The sequence below is a fragment of the Dysgonomonas sp. ZJ709 genome, assembly GCF_011039195.1.
In the GTDB taxonomy this organism is placed as follows: Bacteria; Bacteroidota; Bacteroidia; order Bacteroidales; family Dysgonomonadaceae; genus Dysgonomonas.
On record NZ_JAAKEM010000016.1, the window covers coordinates 25,405 to 43,069 of the forward strand.

Consider the following 17,665-nt stretch of genomic DNA (forward strand, 5'->3'; position numbering starts at 1 on the left):
AAAATATTGTTATGAGAATATATACACGAGGTGGAGATAAGGGCAAAACAGGAATACACGGTGGTCTGCGTGTGGATAAAGATGATATACGTATTGAAGCAAACGGTTGCCTCGACGAACTGAACAGCATGATAGGTGTTGTACGTGCTTATCTGTCTGATGAACATGAATGGCAGCAATTATTATTTCTTATACAATCTGAAATGATGGTTGTTATGTCGCATGTGGCAACACCTTCCGATATACGCGAAAAGAATCCGAATAAACTGTCTGATAATTTAGTTACGCTATGTGAGGGGCAAATCGATAACCTGACGAATAAAATGGGTCAAAATTCTCACTTTATTCTTCCGGGTGGCAATTTGGTTTCTGCACATCTGCAATTAGCGCGAACCATTGCCCGCCGGGCAGAACGCAGGTTGTGGACACTGAATAAAACAGATGAAGTATCTCCTGTTATATTACAATTTGTAAATCGCTTATCTGATTTATTTTTTGTTATGGCACGCTTCGAGATGAATCAGCAAGGAGATGTGGAGGAGCGATGGAAAGATTTTTTATATAAAAAGAAAAGAGACTGAATAATGCATTCAGTCTCTTTTTCTATTTGTATATATTTTACTTACTAAACTTTATTGCTAAACTTACAAAGAATGTACGCCCGGGAGATAGTGTAGCGTAGCTACTTCCATAAGGTCTGTCATCTACAAAATTAAATAAGTTCTCAACACCAAAGCCAGGTTCAAGCACAACACCATTCATACTTTTGAATGTATGGTTTGTCGATAAATTCCATAATTGATATGTACGTGCCCATTCGTTAGAAAAATATCTTTTACTTTGCAGACGTCCGTTAAAATTGAAGTTTGATCTGAATAATCCCCAATCTTTAGCATAGTTTACATTTACATTTCCTGTATGACGGCTTATACGTTGAAGATCTTCTCCTGTTTCCAGATTCTTAGCTCTCACATAAGCATATCCCCCACCTGCTGTAAGGCCTGCGCCAATGTAATAGTTGAACGATACATCGAATCCTCTGATACGTGCTTTATCCCTGTTCACATATTGGTCTCTTTTAGGAAAACCGTTTTCTACATCTTCGGGCAATGGTGTAACACTTTCTTTTTCAATAATGTTTTTAACTTCATTAATGTAGCCGTTTATCGATGCGGTAAATTTACCACTGATATATTCGGTACCAATCGAGTAATAGTTCGAAGTTTCAGGTTTTAAGTCCAGATTTCCTACAGTAACAGTTTCTTTTGTGCCATATGACTCATAGTAAAGCTGTTTTAAATCGGGAACTCTGAATCCTGCTGCATACGATGCCCTGAAATTTACGTTATCGAGCGTATACATTGCTGACAATTTAGGTGTTAATTTACTATTGAATGTTTCGTGATATACATATCTGATACCCGGTACAAACTGTAATTTATTATTCAGCAATCTTATTTCGTCCTGTGCATAGATAGCTGATGTATAAACATCTTTCGATCCGTCTCTTACATCAGTTTCATTTTTCAGGTAATCGATTCTATATTCGGTACCGACTGAAATTTTATTATATTGTCCGGCATTAAATACACCTTTCAGATTGGCATTATAGTATTTTTGACGACGAACAAATACTTCATCTCCGGCTACGACTCCGGTTTTCGTATTATCAGCTATATATACTTGCGAATAATCAAAGTTGTCTGTATTCAAATCCAATGAGATAACACCTTCATTTTTGAGAAGATATTTACCACCCAAACCGATCGAATAATCTTCGTATAGCATATTATATGCTGATACACTTGGTACGCGTATATATTTTTTATCATAAAGACTACCTTCCACATACACGCTTAATTGTTTTGTTGGAGCAACAGAAAGCTTCTGACTTAATATATCGGAGTAAAAGCGCATGGATGCTTGCGCTTCGGTATCCACGAGTTCGCCTGTTTTACTGTCTACTGTTTTCGAGTTTAATTGCCATCCATCTGATTGATTCCGTTGGTATGCCGTAGAAGATGAAAATATTCCCAGATTCAAATCTACATTTATACCTTGAGTAAACTGTCCATATTCCGAATAACGTGTATTACTCGATGCGAAAATTTTCTCTTTACGCTTGTCGGTAATAATGTTTACTACACCGGCTATGGCTTCCGAGCCATAAAGAGACGATGCAGCACCTTTAAGTATTTCGATACGTTTCACATTATTCATATTGATACGTGAGAGGTCGATATTTCCACTTACATCACCTGCAAGCCTTCTACCATCTATCAATATAAGAATATACCTATTGCTTAAACCGTTTAGCTGCATATATGTACCCATAGCATTTGGGCTGAATGTAAAGGATGAATTAAGAGCAATCATTGCATTCTCAAAAGTAGGAATATTCACATTTCTTAATTCCTTCTGCGATATTACTTCTATTGCAACAGGCGATTCTTGCAAACGGCGATGTGTTCCTGTCCCTGTAACAACAACTTCATTGAGATTTAGAAATGATTTTACTAATGTAAGTACAATATCTTCTTTCGAGCCATTTACATCTAGACGAGTAGCTTCGAAGTCCATACGACTAGCTCTTAGAGTGTAGTCCCCATTCGGGACATTGTTCAGTTCGAAAAAACCATTTGCATTGGTAACTGTTCCAATTGTCGTTTTTTCGAGGCGTACTGTAGCATTTGCAATTGGACGGTCAGTTTCGTCGACTACCCTCCCTTTTAATGTGATTTGTGCACATAAAACATTAACAAAACAGCACAACAATGCTGTAAAAAATACTTTCTTCTTCATTGAGAATAAATAGAATAAGATGTTAATAACTTATACTCTTGACCCCGAGAGTACATAAATTAATGTATTTTGCCTGGCAGGTTTCCTGACTTACTCCATTTTGAGCGCCTTCCCATCATATCAGTCATCAGCCATCAGTTATCAACGAAATTGTTGTTTACTGTTTACTGTTCACTGTTTCTGACAGTGGCAAGAGGGTTGCTCAAAACTTAACAAGAGTTTCACAGTAGCGGGCACTGTTTCGGATTCTAACCGAATTCCCTTTTAATACAAAAGATGGATATCTTTTTGTATCACCTAAGCAGATGCAAAGGTAGGATTTTTATACTTTTTATAACATATATTAAAGAAAATAGATGTCTATTATAATATCATAAATTAAATCTATATCGTATAATTTCTAATCACTAAAATAAATATTTTTAAAATTGTAATTTTTCTTATATATTTACAATTTAAATCTATAATTAAAAACACCATAAAATAATTCTTCTCTATTATCAACTTAAATATAACAACATGAAATTAACTATCAAGAGTATAATGATGTCTGCGACAGCCTCATTAATGCTATTCAGTTCTTGCTCAAGTACTGAGCCCAACACCCTAACCGCTGAAGAAGCAGCTGACGGTTGGGTTTTATTATTCGATGGCAAGACGATGGACGGCTGGCGCGATTACAACGACTCCGTACTAACCGAACCATGGCATGTAGTAGACGGCTGCATCCAAGCCAAAGGTGACGGAAGTGATGCCAGCGGTTACATCGTCAGTGAAAAACAATACGAAAATTTCGAACTATCGTGGGACTGGAAGCTATCTAAAGGCGGAAACAGCGGTATGCTATACCATGTAGTAGAGCGTCCACAATTTGCAGTACCTTATGTCACAGGACCTGAATACCAACTGATAGACACCCCTAACTTTCCCGAACCACTCGAAGACTGGCAAAAACTAGGCGTAGACTATGCCATGCATTTACCAGACACAACATTGATGAAAGTAAATCCCTACGGAGAATGGAATAACTCGAAAATCATATTTGATAACGGTCATGTGGAACATTGGCTGAACGGCGTGAAAATATTAGAATTCGAAGCATGGACAGACGATTGGTTCGACCGTAAAAACAGTGGTAAATGGGCACATGCTCCTGAATATGGTTTAGCAAAAAAAGGCGTATTCTGCTTACAAGACCATGGTTACCCGGCATCTTTCCGCAATATAAAAGTAAAAGAACTTCCACGCAAATCGAAAGAAGTATCACTCTTTAATGGAGTCGATCTCAAAGGCTGGGAAAAATACGGCACAGAACTATGGTACGTGAAAGACGGATTATTAGTATGTGAGAGCGGTCCCGACAAACAATACGGTTATCTGGCTACCCGCGAGTATTATGATGACTTCGACCTATCAGTAGAATTCAAACAAGAAGCAGACGGAAACTCAGGCGTATTTATTCGATCATTCATCGAAGAAGACGTAAAAGTAAACGGATGGCAAGTAGAAGTAGCACCAAAAGGTCACGACACAGGCGGCATCTATGAATCTTATGGTCGAGGCTGGTTAATCCAAATACCAGACGAAAAAGAAACCATTCTCAAAGAAGGAGAATGGAATACACTTCGCATCAAAGCCGTTGGAGACAATGTAACAACATGGTTGAATGGCCAAGAGATGGTTAACTTCGATGATGCTAAGATTGGAGCAGGCCAAGGCCGTATCGCCCTACAGATTCACGATGGTGGCGGTATAAAAGTATTATGGAGAAATCTAAATGTCAAAACATTGTAATATATAACTGTAATAACATATAATAAAGGCTGCATAGATTGATCTATGCAGCCTTTATGTTTTATATAAATTATATACAGATTACTTAGTAGCTGAAGATTGTACTTTATCAAGAACACGTAAGTAATTACCGCCCCATATTTTAGCTATATCGTCTTCTGAATATCCTTTTTCTATTAGCTTTACAGTAATGTTGATTAAATCGTTCGCCCCTGAGCAGCCTATTACGCCTCCACCACCATCGAAATCGGAGCCGATACCTACATGGTCTATACCTGCTACTTTAGCGATATGGTCGATGTGATCGATAACATCTGTCAGACTCGCTTTTTTAGGGTCTTTATTTACAAACATGTCTACAATTGCAACTTGTACTACTCCACCATTCTTAGCAATGGCACGCAGTTGATCGTCAGTCAGATTTCTGTCTTTATTACATAATGCCCGAGCCGACGAATGAGTTGCTACAACTGGCTGAGAAGATAGTTTTATTACATCCCAGAAAGTGCTTTCTCCCGAATGAGAGAGATCGATAATCATTCCCAAGCTGTTCATCTCGCGTATCACATCTTCACCAAATGGACTTAACCCCTTCCACTCTTGGGTAGATGCAGCATTCGATGTATCGCAAATATCATTGTCCTTATTGTGACACAAGGTCATATAACCGACGCCCATTTTCTTGTAGCGAGCCAGATTACTAATATCTTTACCTATGCCATAACCATTCTCCACACCGATAAATACAGCTTTCTTACCTTCTCCTTTCAATCTGATAAGATCGTCTTTTGTGTATGCAATATCACACTTATCTTTGTTCATGCCCACTTGCTTATGTACCCCTTCTATCAAGCCTGTGATATAGTCGACAGCCTTTTGCGAAGAAGCTTTATCTCGTTCACCTTGTCTTATATAAGCAGCCATATAGACACCATCCAGTTTGCCTTCTTCCATTTTAGGTAGGTTTACCTGATTAGTATCTCTGTTAGCAATATTAAAACCCGTTTTCTTAAATTCTAAAGGCGTATCTGTATGCGTATCAACAGATAGAATACGTTGATGTATTTCTTTCGCCTGACGATAAATATTAGCTTCTTTTACCATAAATTTAAATATTTCGAGCATCGTCTTATCGCCACCCATTACATGAGCTTCGGGATGCCATTGGATTGCTAAAATAGGTCTGTTGGGATAAGCTTCGATTCCTTCTATGACACCATCTGTAGCGGTTGCAACGGCTTTAAATCCGGGTGCTACATCTTTTACGGCCTGATGATGGAACGAGTTTACAAACAATTCTGTTCTATCATCCACAATAGTAGCTAATTGCGAACCGGGAGCGACTGATACATAATGTGTTCCTATTTCACGAGCTTCGGTTTGTGAATGTTTTATACTCTTATTTTCGTACTGAGAAGGAATATCCTGAATGAGTGTACCTCCGAATGCCACATTGATTAATTGTTCGCCACGGCAAATGCCAAGCACGGGTACATTACGATCTGTTGCAAATTTAAGTAGCATCAGCTCATATTCATCTCGCAAAGTATCTGTATCTAACGTTTCTGTATTAGGTTCTTCGTTGTAATATGCAGGATTAACATCACCACCACCCGAAAGAACAAGCCCATCGATACGTTTTACGATATCTAATAGTGTAGCAGCATCTGTTGTTACTGGTATGATAATAGGAATACCACCTGCTTTTACAATAGATTCTGTATAAGCTGTTGCAATCCGCGAAGCATTGTTATTACTGTAACTAGCCGAAACGCCTATATAAGGGGCATGATATGTTCGATGATTTGTAGCAGCAGAATCTGTTACATGAAATATTTTTTTCAAGCTCAGAGCATCATTTGATTCCTGTGCGTTTATCGATCCGCTAGCGAATAGAGAGCAGAGGATAGTGCTAAATAAAAACTTTTTCATATTATGTTATCTTTATTTTAATCAACATTTTCAGTAGCAATTTGTTTAACCCAATCTTTACCCTCCGATAAGCGGGTTACTAATAACGAACATACTACGTTTCCGGTAGAATTGAGTAAAGTTGCAGGAATATCTACAATAGTGGCTATGATTAATAATGTACCTGCCAGTTCGGGTGAAAATCCGAAGATAGAGCAGATCAGTAACTCGCCTGTCATTCCGCCACTTGGGATAGCACCAACAACAGCACCGACAAGCAAAGCTACTCCTATTATCATAAACATATTGGATGATACCATAGACTCCTGTCCGAAGATAGTAAGTAGAAAAATAATCTTAATGATAGCTGACATTACCGAACCGTCTTTGTGCATATTTGTTCCTAATGGAATTACTGTCTCAGCTATATTAACAGGAACGCCCATCCGTTTAGATGCTTCTATATTGACAGGTATACAAGCGGCGCTCGATGATGTTGCTATGGCTGTCAACGAAGGGGTCAGCATATTTTTCCAAAATGAAACAAATCCTTTTTTACCCCCTGCCAGAAGTACATAAATTGAGTTTACACCGAAAAAGATAATGCATGTAAGTATAAGATATAAAAGGAAAACATGCAGATAACCATTTAGTATCTGTTCGCCGAGCCTCCCTACTGTATTGGCAAAATAACAGCCAAGGCCGATAGGTGCGGCATACATTATCATGTTCATCATTTTTAAGATGACATTGGTCACAGCATTCAGCAAATCGGCTACCTGTTTACCCTTGTCTCCCGAAAAAGCTGTTGCCATTCCAAAAAGAATAGAGAATATAATAAGCGGTAGAAGGTTTGCTTTAGTAAGTAAATGAGTGAAATCGGATACGGTAAATGTTTTTACGAATATCTCGCCCGATGTCAGTTGATTTACTTGTAGCTGGTGTACGGTATTTGCTAAGAAATCGGATTTATCTATTCCTTCCAGCGGATTGTAGAATAGGGTGAAAATATATGCGACTACAGCAGCTACAAGAGCTGTTGCCATAAATACGAAAATAATATTACGTATCACTTTCCCTACCATGTTCGACTGCTTCATATTACAAATGGCAGACGATACACTGAAAAATACTAATGGGACAATAAGTGCAAATATGAGGTTAAGGAATACATCCCCTACAGGTTTTACTATTGTTGCTCCTTCGCCGAAAATAACACCACTGATACCTCCTATTAAAATACCTCCTATCAGGCAAATGGTGAAAGCGTAATTCTTTAGAATATTCATCTATATAAGTTAACTATTTTTCCAACTGTAAAACTACACTTTCTTTTTCAAACAAGTTGTTTGTCAGACTCTATATTTAGCTTACAGGAAGATGGTACGACTTGAAAATATCCTCTGCGTGTTTTATTTCTTCATTTGTTGGCGATTGGATATCTTTCAATTGATATTGTTTCCCTATTTGTTCCCATTTGTGAATACCCATCTGGTGAAAAGGGAGTATATCTATTCTTTCTATATTGTCGAACTGAGAAACATATTTAGCCCAATCGTGAAGGTCTTTCTCGTCATCTGTAAATTGTGGAACGAGCACATAGCGTAACCACACAGGCTTTTTTATTTCATGCAAATACTCTGTGAAATTCAATGTAGGTTCAAGAGGTCTTGCGGTGAGATCATTATACTTGTCGGGATTTATGTGTTTTATATCAAGCAAAACAAGGTCTGTATATTGTAATACTTCCTTTATCTTATCATTCAGCAGATAGCCAGAAGTATCTATAGCTGTATGTATACCTTGTTTTTTGCATAATTCAAAAAACTCCAGTATAAAGTCCGGTTGTAGTAGTGGTTCTCCGCCCGATATTGTTACACCGCCATTCTTTATAAAACTTTTTACTTTCGATACTTCTTGAAAAGCATCTTCAGGACTTATCTCATATTTATAATCATTCATCTTCCAAGTGTCCGGGTTGTGGCAATAAAGACAACGCAGAGGACAGCCTTGCATGAAGAATACAAAGCGGATGCCCGGACCATCTTTTGTTCCGAAGGATTCATAAGAATGAATATAGCCTTTCATTACATATCTTTTATAAATAAACAGAGAGGACATATAATATGTTCCTCTCTGTTCAATTTTTTTTTATTATCAGAACGATGCTGTGATGGTTCTGTTGATAACGTCTAACTGCTGCTCCCTTGTTAGCTTGATAAAGTTTACAGCATAACCCGAAACTCGTATTGTTAATTGAGGGTATTTCTCAGGATGATCCATTGCATCGATCAATAAATTACGATCGAATACATTTATATTCAAATGCTGCCCGGTCTGTAAGAAGTACCCATCCATCAAGCCTACCAGATTCGATTTCCTTTCTTCGGTACTCTTACCCAATGTACCGGGTGTAATAGCGAATGTATAAGAAATACCATCGTTGGCATCCTCGAACGGAAGTTTAGCAACGGATGATAAAGAAGCGATAGCACCTCTCGTATCACGTCCGTGCATAGGATTGGCTCCCGGACCAAATGGTTCACCCGAACGGCGACCGTCAGGCGTGTTACCTGTTTTCTTGCCATACACTACATTAGATGTGATAGTAAGTACCGACTGTGTAGGAATAGCGTTCTTGTACATCTTGTGCGTACGAATCTTATTCATAAACAGTTCGACAATATCTACTGCAAACTTGTCTGTATTATCATCGTTGTTGCCGAATGGAACATAAGAACCTTCTACAACATAATCGACGGCATCACCGTTTTCGTCACGTATCACACGCACCTTTCCATATTTGATAGCAGCAAAAGAATCGGCTACAATAGAGATTCCCGCAATACCAAAAGCTTGTGTACGTCGAACATCGACATCGTGCAGAGCCATTTCCAGAGCTTCATAAGAATATTTGTCATGCATATAGTGAATAATATTCAGTGCTTTAACATAGGTTTCGGCAAGCCAGTCGAGAAGCTTATCAAATTTTGTCCATACTTCATCAAAATCGAGATAATCACCTGTTACTTTTTCAAATATCTCAGGGGTTACCTGTACTTTTGTTTTCTCATCTTTGCCACCATTAATAGTGTATAATAATGCTTTGGGTAGATTGGCTCTTGCACCGAAAAATTGCATTTGCTTACCAATATCCATTGGTGAAACACAACAAGCAATACCATAGTCATCACCGAGCTGCACTCTCATCAAATCGTCATTCTCATATTGTAGCGAAGATGTATCAATAGATACCTTTGCACAATATTTTTTCCAAGTCTCGGGTAAATCCTGACTCCAAAGAACAGTGAGATTTGGTTCGGGAGAAGGTCCAAGATTATATAATGTATGTAGAAGGCGATAACTGTTTTTAGTCACCATGCTTTTACCCGACATTGTCATCCCTCCTATCGACTCTGTTACCCAAACCGGATCGCCAGAGAATAATTCATCGTATTCGGGGGTGCGAAGGAAACGGACAATACGCAGTTTCATTACGAAATGATCCATTAGCTCCTGTGCTTGTTCTTCTGTAAGAATACCACTCTTAATATCTCTTTCTATATAGATATCCAGAAATGTAGATACCCTACCCAAACTCATTGCAGCGCCATTCTGGTCTTTAATTGCACCTAAATATCCGAAGTATGTCCATTGAATAGCTTCTTGAGCAGTTCGGGCAGGTTGGGAAATATCAAATCCATAAGAGGCAGCCATACGCTTCAAAGCTTTGAGTGCTTCTATTTGTGAACTCAATTCTTCGCGCAAACGGATAAGGTCGTCAGTCATTTCAGTCGGATCACATTCCTCAAATCTGATTTGACGCTCTGTCAATAGCCTATCAACACCATAGAGAGCCACACGGCGGTAATCACCGATAATACGTCCTCTACCATACGCATCGGGAAGCCCTGTTATAATTGCATTGCTCCTAGCCTTACGTATACTATCGGTGTAAGCTGCAAATACGCCTTCGTTGTGGGTTCTCCTGTATTTGGAGAATATCTCAGATACAGTGTCGTCTATTTTATAACCGTATTCGGCTAAACTTTGTTTTACCATGCGCAGACCACCGTTTGGAAAAATGGCACGCTTAAGGGGTTTGTCTGTTTGGATACCTACTATTTTTTCAAGGTCTTTATCAATATAACCTGCCCCATAAGCATCTATTTGAGATGGTATACGGGTTTCGGCATCATAAACTCCTTTGGCTTTTTCTATAAGAAACATTTCGCTCAATAGTTTCCATAGTTTATTAGTAGCATCGGTAGGTGCTGAAAGGAAATTTTCGTCACCGGTATATTCTGTATAATTCTCTAATATAAAATTGTTTACATCGATATCTTTCTTCCATCGTGTACCATTAAAACCAGTATATGAATCCATATCTATAGAGTGTTTGTATAAATGTTGTACAAAAGTATATAACTGGGCGTTCATATACAATCTTGTCGAAAGATTATAACAATCGTTGAGTATAATTAACCGGTAGATAATTGTATTTTCTAAAATATATTTGCCATTCACTAGCAACAACAAAACACATGTATTGAAAGGTAGCAGAATAAAATTTCAAATAATGAAAATAGTAAAGGGTATTTTAGTTTTTGTTTTACAAAATGAAAATTAAAGCTTTTGCATAGAAGATTTGAACCGAAATTAGAGTAAAAATATCACTGAAAAAGGGTTCGTTTTGAGCGCTTTTAATATAATTTTGAAGTGGAAAAATACTATATACAATCGTTCAAATAAAAAGAACTTTGTATTTGTCAAATACTATGATAACACAAATAAAAATATCACAAGGTTAAGCATCTTTATCAAATTAAAATTTGATAATTCTGTGAAAGTTTGTGTAAGGTGGGAAAGAGTCTGCGAAGTGATTTTGCGGACTCTTATTTTTTCTATAATTAGAGAATATCTATATTTGCAATTCTGTCTCTAATCTATAAATTATAGTAAAATGGCTCTCTGGAATCCCTGGCATGGTTGTCATAAGTTAAGTGTAGGATGCAGGCTTTGTTATGTATACAGAGGAGATGCTAAGCGCGGTATTGATAGCTCTATCGTTACTCAAACCAAAACTTTCGATTTGCCAACACGGAAAAATCGTAAAGGAGAATATAAGATTGTATCGGGTACAGAAGTAGCTACATGCTTCACTTCCGACTTTTTCGTAGAGGATGCTGATATCTGGCGGCAAGAGGCATGGCAGATGATAAGGGAACGAAGCGACCTTACTTTTCTGATGATAACGAAGCGCATCGATCGTTTCCATTTATGCCTTCCTGACGATTGGGGCGATGGCTATGAAAATGTCACGATTTGTTGTACTGTCGAAAATCAGGATAGAGCCGATTATCGTTTACCCATCTACTTGAATGCCCCCATAAAACATAAAATAATTATCTGTGAACCCATTCTTGAATCAATTGACCTGACCTCTTATCTCGATGCGAGTATAGAACAAGTGGTAGTCGGTGGAGAATCGGGAAACGGTGCCACAACTTGTAATTATGATTGGGTACTAACTCTCCGAAATCTTTGTGCTGAACGTAAGATTTCATTCTGGTTTAAACAGACAGGGGCTAAGTTTATGAAAGACGGACAATTATATAATATCCGTCGACACTTTCAGCATTCGCAGGCTCGTAAGGCAGGAATTAATATTTTGGAGCCAAAAAGAAAAAAATAGCATTACAATAGATTACCTTTGCATTATGAAAACAAAAATTCAACTAGATACAATATTGTCTAATCTGGGCATTGATGCCTTAAACGAAATGCAGGTAGCAGCTCAATCTGCAATAATTAACGAAAAGGATACAATACTTTTATCACCGACAGGCTCGGGTAAAACAATTGCGTTTTTACTTCCCATACTGGAATTATTAAAAGCAGATGTGAAAACTGTACAATGTTTAGTAATTGTACCTTCCCGCGAACTTGCTATCCAAATAGAACAGGTTTGGAAGAAAATGGGCACAGGCTATAAAGTAAACGTTTGTTATGGTGGACATTCTATCGATACGGAACTGAAAAATTTAACGAATCCTCCTGCCCTACTAATTGGTACACCCGGACGATTGACCGATCATCTGGAACGCGAATCTTTCTCTACCGATTCAATACATACATTGGTATTAGACGAATTTGACAAATCGTTGCAACTTGGGTTTCAAGACGAGATGAGTACTATTATTAGTCAACTACGCAATCTGGAAAAGAAGATTTTAATATCAGCGACTTCAGATGTTGAAATTCCCGATTTTATACAAGTTGCATCACCGAAGACTTTAAATTATACAGAAGAAGAAAAGAGCAATGCTCTTTCTATAAAGCTTGTCTTATCTCCTGATAAAGATAAAGTGGATACTTTATTCCAACTTATTTGCTCATTCAACTCAGAACCTGCACTGATCTTTTGTAATCACCGTGAAGTGGCAGAACGTATCAGCGATTTACTCACAGCTAAAGGCATACAAACAGGTTATTATCACGGAGGAATGGATCAGGATGACCGCGAACGTGTTTTGATTCAGTTCAGAAATGGCAGTTTACGTTATCTTGTTACTACAGACCTTGCAGCACGAGGGCTGGATATACCCGAAATGAAGCATGTAGTACATTATCATTTACCATCTAAAGAAAGCGAGTTTACACACCGTAATGGCCGTACGGCTCGTATGCATGCGCATGGAACAGCTTATATTTTACTATTCAAAGATGATAAAGCTCCCGATTATATACCCAATAATTTAAACGTTTTAAAAGTTCCTGTCAATAAGCCGTTGCCCGAACGTCCCGAATTTGCAACAATTTATGTAAGCGGAGGTAAAAAGAATAAACTTAATAAAGGGGACATTGTCGGCTTCTTTTTACAAAAAGGACAACTCGATAAAGCGGACTTAGGGTTAATCGAAGTAAAGGACTTTATTTCGTTTGCCGCTGTTCGTTCATCTAAAGTCAAATCTTTACTTACTATTATCAAAGATCAAAAGATGAAAGGCAAAAAATACAAGATAGAAGTAGCTCGCAATGTGATTAAAAAAGAAGAAGAGTAGTATTTACTTAGATTTGCTTAACAATAAAATAATAAACGCAATGATTATTCAGTCATTGCGTTTATCTATTCTTACAAATATCAGACTTTACTTGGAGAACAAATAAGAACAGATGTAGATTTATTTATCCATTCTTTATTAAAGTGAAATAACTTATCAAAATTCTCCAAACTTATAACAATTAAATTCTGCTTGTTTAGAAAAGCTTCGTTAATATATTCTAAGCTCACAGATCGAATGTGATTTGGTGCATTATGCTCAATTAATCTGATACGTTCTTTTATTGTATGATTTTCTTTGTCAGACTGATCGAGTATTGAAATCTGTGCATCTGCATTATGAATAAGTTTCTGTGCATATGTGATAAGGAATTCATCTCTTTCATTGAAAATAGGAATAAAGACATTATCAATTTCCTCTAATTCTTTATCTATTAATATACCAACCGGTATTTTAGTTTTAGCCAGTATTAAACGTGTGTTGTTATCAATTAGAGAGTTTTCGATCAGTCTTTCTTTTCCAGTAACGGTATTTATCAATTTCTCGGGATTAATAATTTGTTTCGTAAAGCCAAACACACGCCCCAATACACTTCCTTCGAAAATAGATTCTTCCAAATTCATCAGTAGTAAATCATGATCACCTTTATTTGCTATTTCAACAACATCGGAGGCAATATCATTCGATATTTTAAATAATGATATTATTTTACGATTTAGAGAATGTGCTTCTGCAATTACGGGAGCAAAGCTCTCCTTTTCATATATATCGGTATCTATTTGATGCAATCCGCTTGAAGATGCAAAATGGATAGCCGTTATGGAAGTATTATCGTCCACCCTTTTCGACAAACCGTTTGCTAACTTTACTAATGCTGGTCCTTTCAGAGGATTACGAAAAAATAAGAGTAATTTATATCGGGCAAGATCATACATCTTCTCATTAACAACTTCCTTATCGGTTTTGAATATTTTATGGATTAGATTTAAGGATGGGCCGGTCATGAAAGTGGTGACAAGAGCCATTATAACCATCATAGCGAATGTCTCGGCATTCAAAACACCCAATTCATATCCGATATTCAAAACAACGAGTTCCATCAATCCTCGTGTATTCATCAATGTGCCAATTGTAAGACTATCGCGCCAGTTTTGTCCAACAAATCTTGCTGCTAAAGCACTCCCTACAAATTTACCAATTACAGCTACCAGAATTATTATGCCGGTAATACCCCACAGAGCAGGATCATTTAATAATCCGATCTCTGTTCTTAATCCACTGATAACAAAAAATAGAGGCAGAAGTAAAACTAAAGCTACATCTTCGATCTTTTCGATAAACATACTTCTAAAACGCATATTCGAAGGCATAATAACACCTGCCATAAAAGCACCGAAAAGCGCATGAATACCAATTGTTTCTGTAATAAAAGATGATATAAGCAATACAAGGAAAAATAATGCAACCATCGATTTTCCTAAATTCTTCTCAGACTGATACAATTCGCCTATCCTTTTCAAAAAAGGGCGTACCATTTTTATCATGAAAAAGACATAAGCTACTGCTAATAGTATAGTATATAATGAACTGACAAATGATCCTGCTTTTACAATCGCGATAACAACAGCCAGCAAGCACCATGCTGTAATATCGTCGGCAGCAGCACAGGTAATAACAACAGCTCCCAGTTTAGTTTTGTGAATACCCCGTTCCTGAATTATACGAGCCAATACAGGAAACGCTGTAATACTCATCGATATACCTATAAATAGAGCAAAAGATGAAAATTCGACATGTTCGGGAGCATGAGCCGTATATATAAAATAGGCCAACCCAACACCTAATGTAAATGGAATTATGATACTTGCATGGCTAATTACAATCGCCTCATGCGCTTTGTTTCGAAGAACTTTCAGGTTTAATTCCATACCTATGACGAACATGAATAATATTAGTCCGATCTGACTTAAAATATTTAAATTACCTAGTGATTGTAGCGGGAATAAAAACTCTGAAACATCAGGAAAGTACATACCAAGTAGAGATGGTCCGAGGACTATCCCTGCCAAAATTTCGCCAATAACCATTGGTTGTCCAATTTTTTTAAACATCCACCCGAAGATTCTGGCTACGATAATTATAATGATTATTTGAAGTAATAATAATCCTATCGAATGATGTAAGTTGCCTATGATAGAATCCATAAATTCTTGAAAAGCTGAATTCTCTAAAGATTTGGTGACAATCCCTCTCCCATTTTCCAATCCTTTACCTGTGGATATAATCCAATACATTAGAGATGAGAAGCCGCCTATGATGATGATATAGAAAAACACATTCCTGATTTTTTTCATGCTCTGATCTGTAATTTTACAATTAAATATTAATTTGAATGTAAATTTATGTATATAAACAAATGAAAAACCGGAAAGGAAATGAAATCAGGTAAAAATGTAACAAGGCAGGGAAATACTGAGATGAAATCTTACTTATGGATTGGTTTTCTTCATAAAATCTGTTCTGTATATATCAGATAGAAAAAAATGAATTGGAGTTTCATTATGGACAATTGAGGTGATTATTTCATCATAAGAAAAGTATTGAATTATTCTTAACGCAATAATTTCTTTTTTATTGATGCGACAAAATAAATTATCAGGCAATAGATCTAAAAGTTTATCAAAAGAGATGTTTTTAAGGATGAGAATTTTTCCATCAGACAGATGCACCATCTTATCTCGGCTATCGGTATCTGAGATTGTTATATAATTGATCTGATCGAAGTAAAGTAAAGCTTTTCCTTTTTCACTGTTCAATTGAACAAAGGTCTTCTCTTGTCGGGCTTTCTCAACCCTTTCGATAGCTTTATCAATGGCTTGTTTCAATCGATCTCGTTGAATGGGTTTACGGACATAGTCGACTGCATTTAGATCAAAAGCTTCTGCTGCATATTCTTTGTAGGCAGTGACAAATATAATTGCTTTGTCTTTTAATAGATTAGCTATCTGCAAGCCATTCATGCCACCCATCTCTATATCGAGAATACAGACATCAAATTCTAAAAGATGAATTTCTTCCAGAAATACTTGAGGATCATTAAAAGCCTTGACTACTTCTACTTCAGAAAATTGCTCGCATAGTAACTTCAAATAAGTTAAGCCGGGCAATTCATCGTCCAGAATCAAGCATTTTAGTTTTGTATTCATTCAGATTGATTTTTAAATGAGCTATGAATGCATCATCGTCTATTATTCGTTCCAATTCGTAACAACCTTTATATAGTATATCCAGTCGTTGCTCGAATGTCACATTCCCAATTCCACTTTTTTCTTTCTTTAAACTGGCTTTTGGAGATATCTTATTTGATACTGTCACTGTAAATACATTGTCTTTAAATCCAAAAACGATCGAAATATACGCATCTTTGCTTTGTAGATCAGCATGTTTAAATGCATTCTCAATCAAGTCGATGGTAATAAGCGGTGCTAATACTTTCTGTGCATATAGCGATGCTGTTTCGTCTATTTTTGTTTTTATGGTCAATTCGAACAAAGGGCTTAATTTAATCCTATTTACTTCAATTAGGTCTTTCGCAAATTCAATTTCTTCTTTTGGTGTAACATATCTGTTTTTGCTCTCGTAAAGGATATAATCAAGAATATTTGCCAGTTTATCCAAAGCAAAATAAGTCTGGTAAGCATGTGATTGTACCGAGTTTAATATATTCTTGAATAAATGAGGATTCAGTACAGTCTCGATTGTTCCTAAATGAATATCATTATTTCCTTTCTGTATAGTATTAAGACGATTTTCTACGTATTTCTTCTGCTTTTCTAATCTCTGCAAGCGTAGCCATAGATATATAACTATAGAAATAAATCCTATAATTATAAGTATTAAAATAATAGTTGTTGCCATATTTAGAGATACATTAAAAACAATGTAAAATTAATATTATATTTAAGAAAAACAGCCACTTGTTTTATTATGATTATCGTATGCCCTATTCATCTCATAATTATAGTATGAGGTAAAACGTTATAATTAGTAGATAGTTTTAATTAAAAAAGGCAAGTAGTAAATACTTGCCTTTT

Annotated in this window: 12 protein-coding genes and 1 riboswitch; of the genes, 4 read left to right on the forward strand and 8 right to left on the reverse strand. The window is 36.7% G+C overall.

What is annotated here, in order from left to right; genetic code table 11:
- Positions 1–11: 11 nt before the first annotated feature.
- Positions 12–581 carry a cob(I)yrinic acid a,c-diamide adenosyltransferase gene (locus G7Y56_RS11760; protein ID WP_165043656.1) on the forward strand — a complete coding sequence of 190 codons (570 nt, stop codon included), beginning with the start codon at positions 12–14 and terminating at the stop codon, positions 579–581.
- A 37-nt stretch (positions 582–618) separates the two neighbouring features.
- Here G7Y56_RS11760 and G7Y56_RS11765 read toward each other — a convergent pair whose 3' ends face one another.
- On the reverse strand, positions 619–2,802 hold the full coding sequence (locus tag G7Y56_RS11765; RefSeq protein ID WP_165043658.1) for a TonB-dependent receptor: 2,184 nt from the start codon (positions 2,800–2,802) through the stop codon (positions 619–621).
- A 57-nt stretch (positions 2,803–2,859) separates the two neighbouring features.
- A riboswitch (cobalamin riboswitch) is annotated at positions 2,860–3,118 on the reverse strand.
- Positions 3,119–3,321: 203 nt separating this feature from the next.
- Here G7Y56_RS11765 and G7Y56_RS11770 point away from each other — a divergent pair.
- Positions 3,322–4,596: a DUF1080 domain-containing protein gene (locus G7Y56_RS11770; RefSeq protein WP_165043659.1), complete on the forward strand. Its 1,275-nt coding sequence runs from the start codon at positions 3,322–3,324 to the stop codon at positions 4,594–4,596.
- Between the two features lie 81 nt (positions 4,597–4,677).
- On the opposite strand, the gene G7Y56_RS11775 is transcribed toward G7Y56_RS11770, so the two are convergent.
- From G7Y56_RS11775 to pflB, 4 genes are all read right to left on the reverse strand, one after another.
- The gene (locus tag G7Y56_RS11775) at positions 4,678–6,528 is read right to left on the reverse strand and encodes a gamma-glutamyl-gamma-aminobutyrate hydrolase family protein (protein WP_165043661.1); all 1,851 of its coding nucleotides are present in this window, start codon (positions 6,526–6,528) and stop codon (positions 4,678–4,680) included.
- A gap of 17 nt (positions 6,529–6,545) precedes the next feature.
- A complete protein-coding gene (locus tag G7Y56_RS11780; protein WP_165043663.1) occupies positions 6,546–7,796 on the reverse strand; it encodes a dicarboxylate/amino acid:cation symporter in 1,251 nt (416 codons plus the stop codon).
- Positions 7,797–7,872: 76 nt separating this feature from the next.
- The gene (pflA, locus tag G7Y56_RS11785; RefSeq protein WP_165043665.1) at positions 7,873–8,595 is read right to left on the reverse strand and encodes a pyruvate formate-lyase-activating protein; all 723 of its coding nucleotides are present in this window, start codon (positions 8,593–8,595) and stop codon (positions 7,873–7,875) included.
- 69 nt (positions 8,596–8,664) lie between these two features.
- On the reverse strand, positions 8,665–10,893 hold the full coding sequence (gene pflB / locus G7Y56_RS11790) for a formate C-acetyltransferase (protein ID WP_165043666.1): 2,229 nt from the start codon (positions 10,891–10,893) through the stop codon (positions 8,665–8,667).
- Positions 10,894–11,470: 577 nt separating this feature from the next.
- On the opposite strand from pflB, the gene G7Y56_RS11795 reads away from it, so the two are divergent.
- Together G7Y56_RS11795 and G7Y56_RS11800 are read left to right on the forward strand one after the other, a co-directional pair.
- Positions 11,471–12,202 (forward strand): DUF5131 family protein, encoded by a 732-nt coding sequence (locus G7Y56_RS11795; protein ID WP_165043668.1) that lies wholly within the window; start codon positions 11,471–11,473, stop codon positions 12,200–12,202.
- 25 nt (positions 12,203–12,227) lie between these two features.
- Complete coding sequence (locus tag G7Y56_RS11800) at positions 12,228–13,571, forward strand: DEAD/DEAH box helicase (protein ID WP_165043670.1); 1,344 nt, start codon at positions 12,228–12,230, stop codon at positions 13,569–13,571.
- An 80-nt stretch (positions 13,572–13,651) separates the two neighbouring features.
- On the opposite strand, the gene G7Y56_RS11805 is transcribed toward G7Y56_RS11800, so the two are convergent.
- From G7Y56_RS11805 to G7Y56_RS11815, 3 genes are all read right to left on the reverse strand, one after another.
- Positions 13,652–15,925: a cation:proton antiporter gene (locus G7Y56_RS11805; protein ID WP_165043672.1), complete on the reverse strand. Its 2,274-nt coding sequence runs from the start codon at positions 15,923–15,925 to the stop codon at positions 13,652–13,654.
- A 135-nt stretch (positions 15,926–16,060) separates the two neighbouring features.
- Positions 16,061–16,777: a LytTR family DNA-binding domain-containing protein gene (locus G7Y56_RS11810; protein WP_165043674.1), complete on the reverse strand. Its 717-nt coding sequence runs from the start codon at positions 16,775–16,777 to the stop codon at positions 16,061–16,063.
- The gene (locus G7Y56_RS11815) at positions 16,740–17,489 is read right to left on the reverse strand and encodes a histidine kinase (RefSeq protein ID WP_165043675.1); all 750 of its coding nucleotides are present in this window, start codon (positions 17,487–17,489) and stop codon (positions 16,740–16,742) included. Before G7Y56_RS11815 ends, G7Y56_RS11810 begins: the two co-directional genes overlap by 38 nt.
- Positions 17,490–17,665 lie beyond the last annotated feature (176 nt).

Coding starts and splice junctions, on each gene's coding strand:
- G7Y56_RS11760 (WP_165043656.1), top strand. CDS start 12: ATGAGAATATATACACGAGGTGGAGATAAGGGCAAAACAGGAATACAC.
- G7Y56_RS11765 (WP_165043658.1), bottom strand. CDS start 2,802: ATGAAGAAGAAAGTATTTTTTACAGCATTGTTGTGCTGTTTTGTTAAT.
- G7Y56_RS11770 (WP_165043659.1), top strand. CDS start 3,322: ATGAAATTAACTATCAAGAGTATAATGATGTCTGCGACAGCCTCATTA.
- G7Y56_RS11775 (WP_165043661.1), bottom strand. CDS start 6,528: ATGAAAAAGTTTTTATTTAGCACTATCCTCTGCTCTCTATTCGCTAGC.
- G7Y56_RS11780 (WP_165043663.1), bottom strand. CDS start 7,796: ATGAATATTCTAAAGAATTACGCTTTCACCATTTGCCTGATAGGAGGT.
- pflA (WP_165043665.1), bottom strand. CDS start 8,595: ATGAAAGGCTATATTCATTCTTATGAATCCTTCGGAACAAAAGATGGT.
- pflB (WP_165043666.1), bottom strand. CDS start 10,893: ATGGATTCATATACTGGTTTTAATGGTACACGATGGAAGAAAGATATC.
- G7Y56_RS11795 (WP_165043668.1), top strand. CDS start 11,471: ATGGCTCTCTGGAATCCCTGGCATGGTTGTCATAAGTTAAGTGTAGGA.
- G7Y56_RS11800 (WP_165043670.1), top strand. CDS start 12,228: ATGAAAACAAAAATTCAACTAGATACAATATTGTCTAATCTGGGCATT.
- G7Y56_RS11805 (WP_165043672.1), bottom strand. CDS start 15,925: ATGAAAAAAATCAGGAATGTGTTTTTCTATATCATCATCATAGGCGGC.
- G7Y56_RS11810 (WP_165043674.1), bottom strand. CDS start 16,777: ATGAATACAAAACTAAAATGCTTGATTCTGGACGATGAATTGCCCGGC.
- G7Y56_RS11815 (WP_165043675.1), bottom strand. CDS start 17,489: ATGGCAACAACTATTATTTTAATACTTATAATTATAGGATTTATTTCT.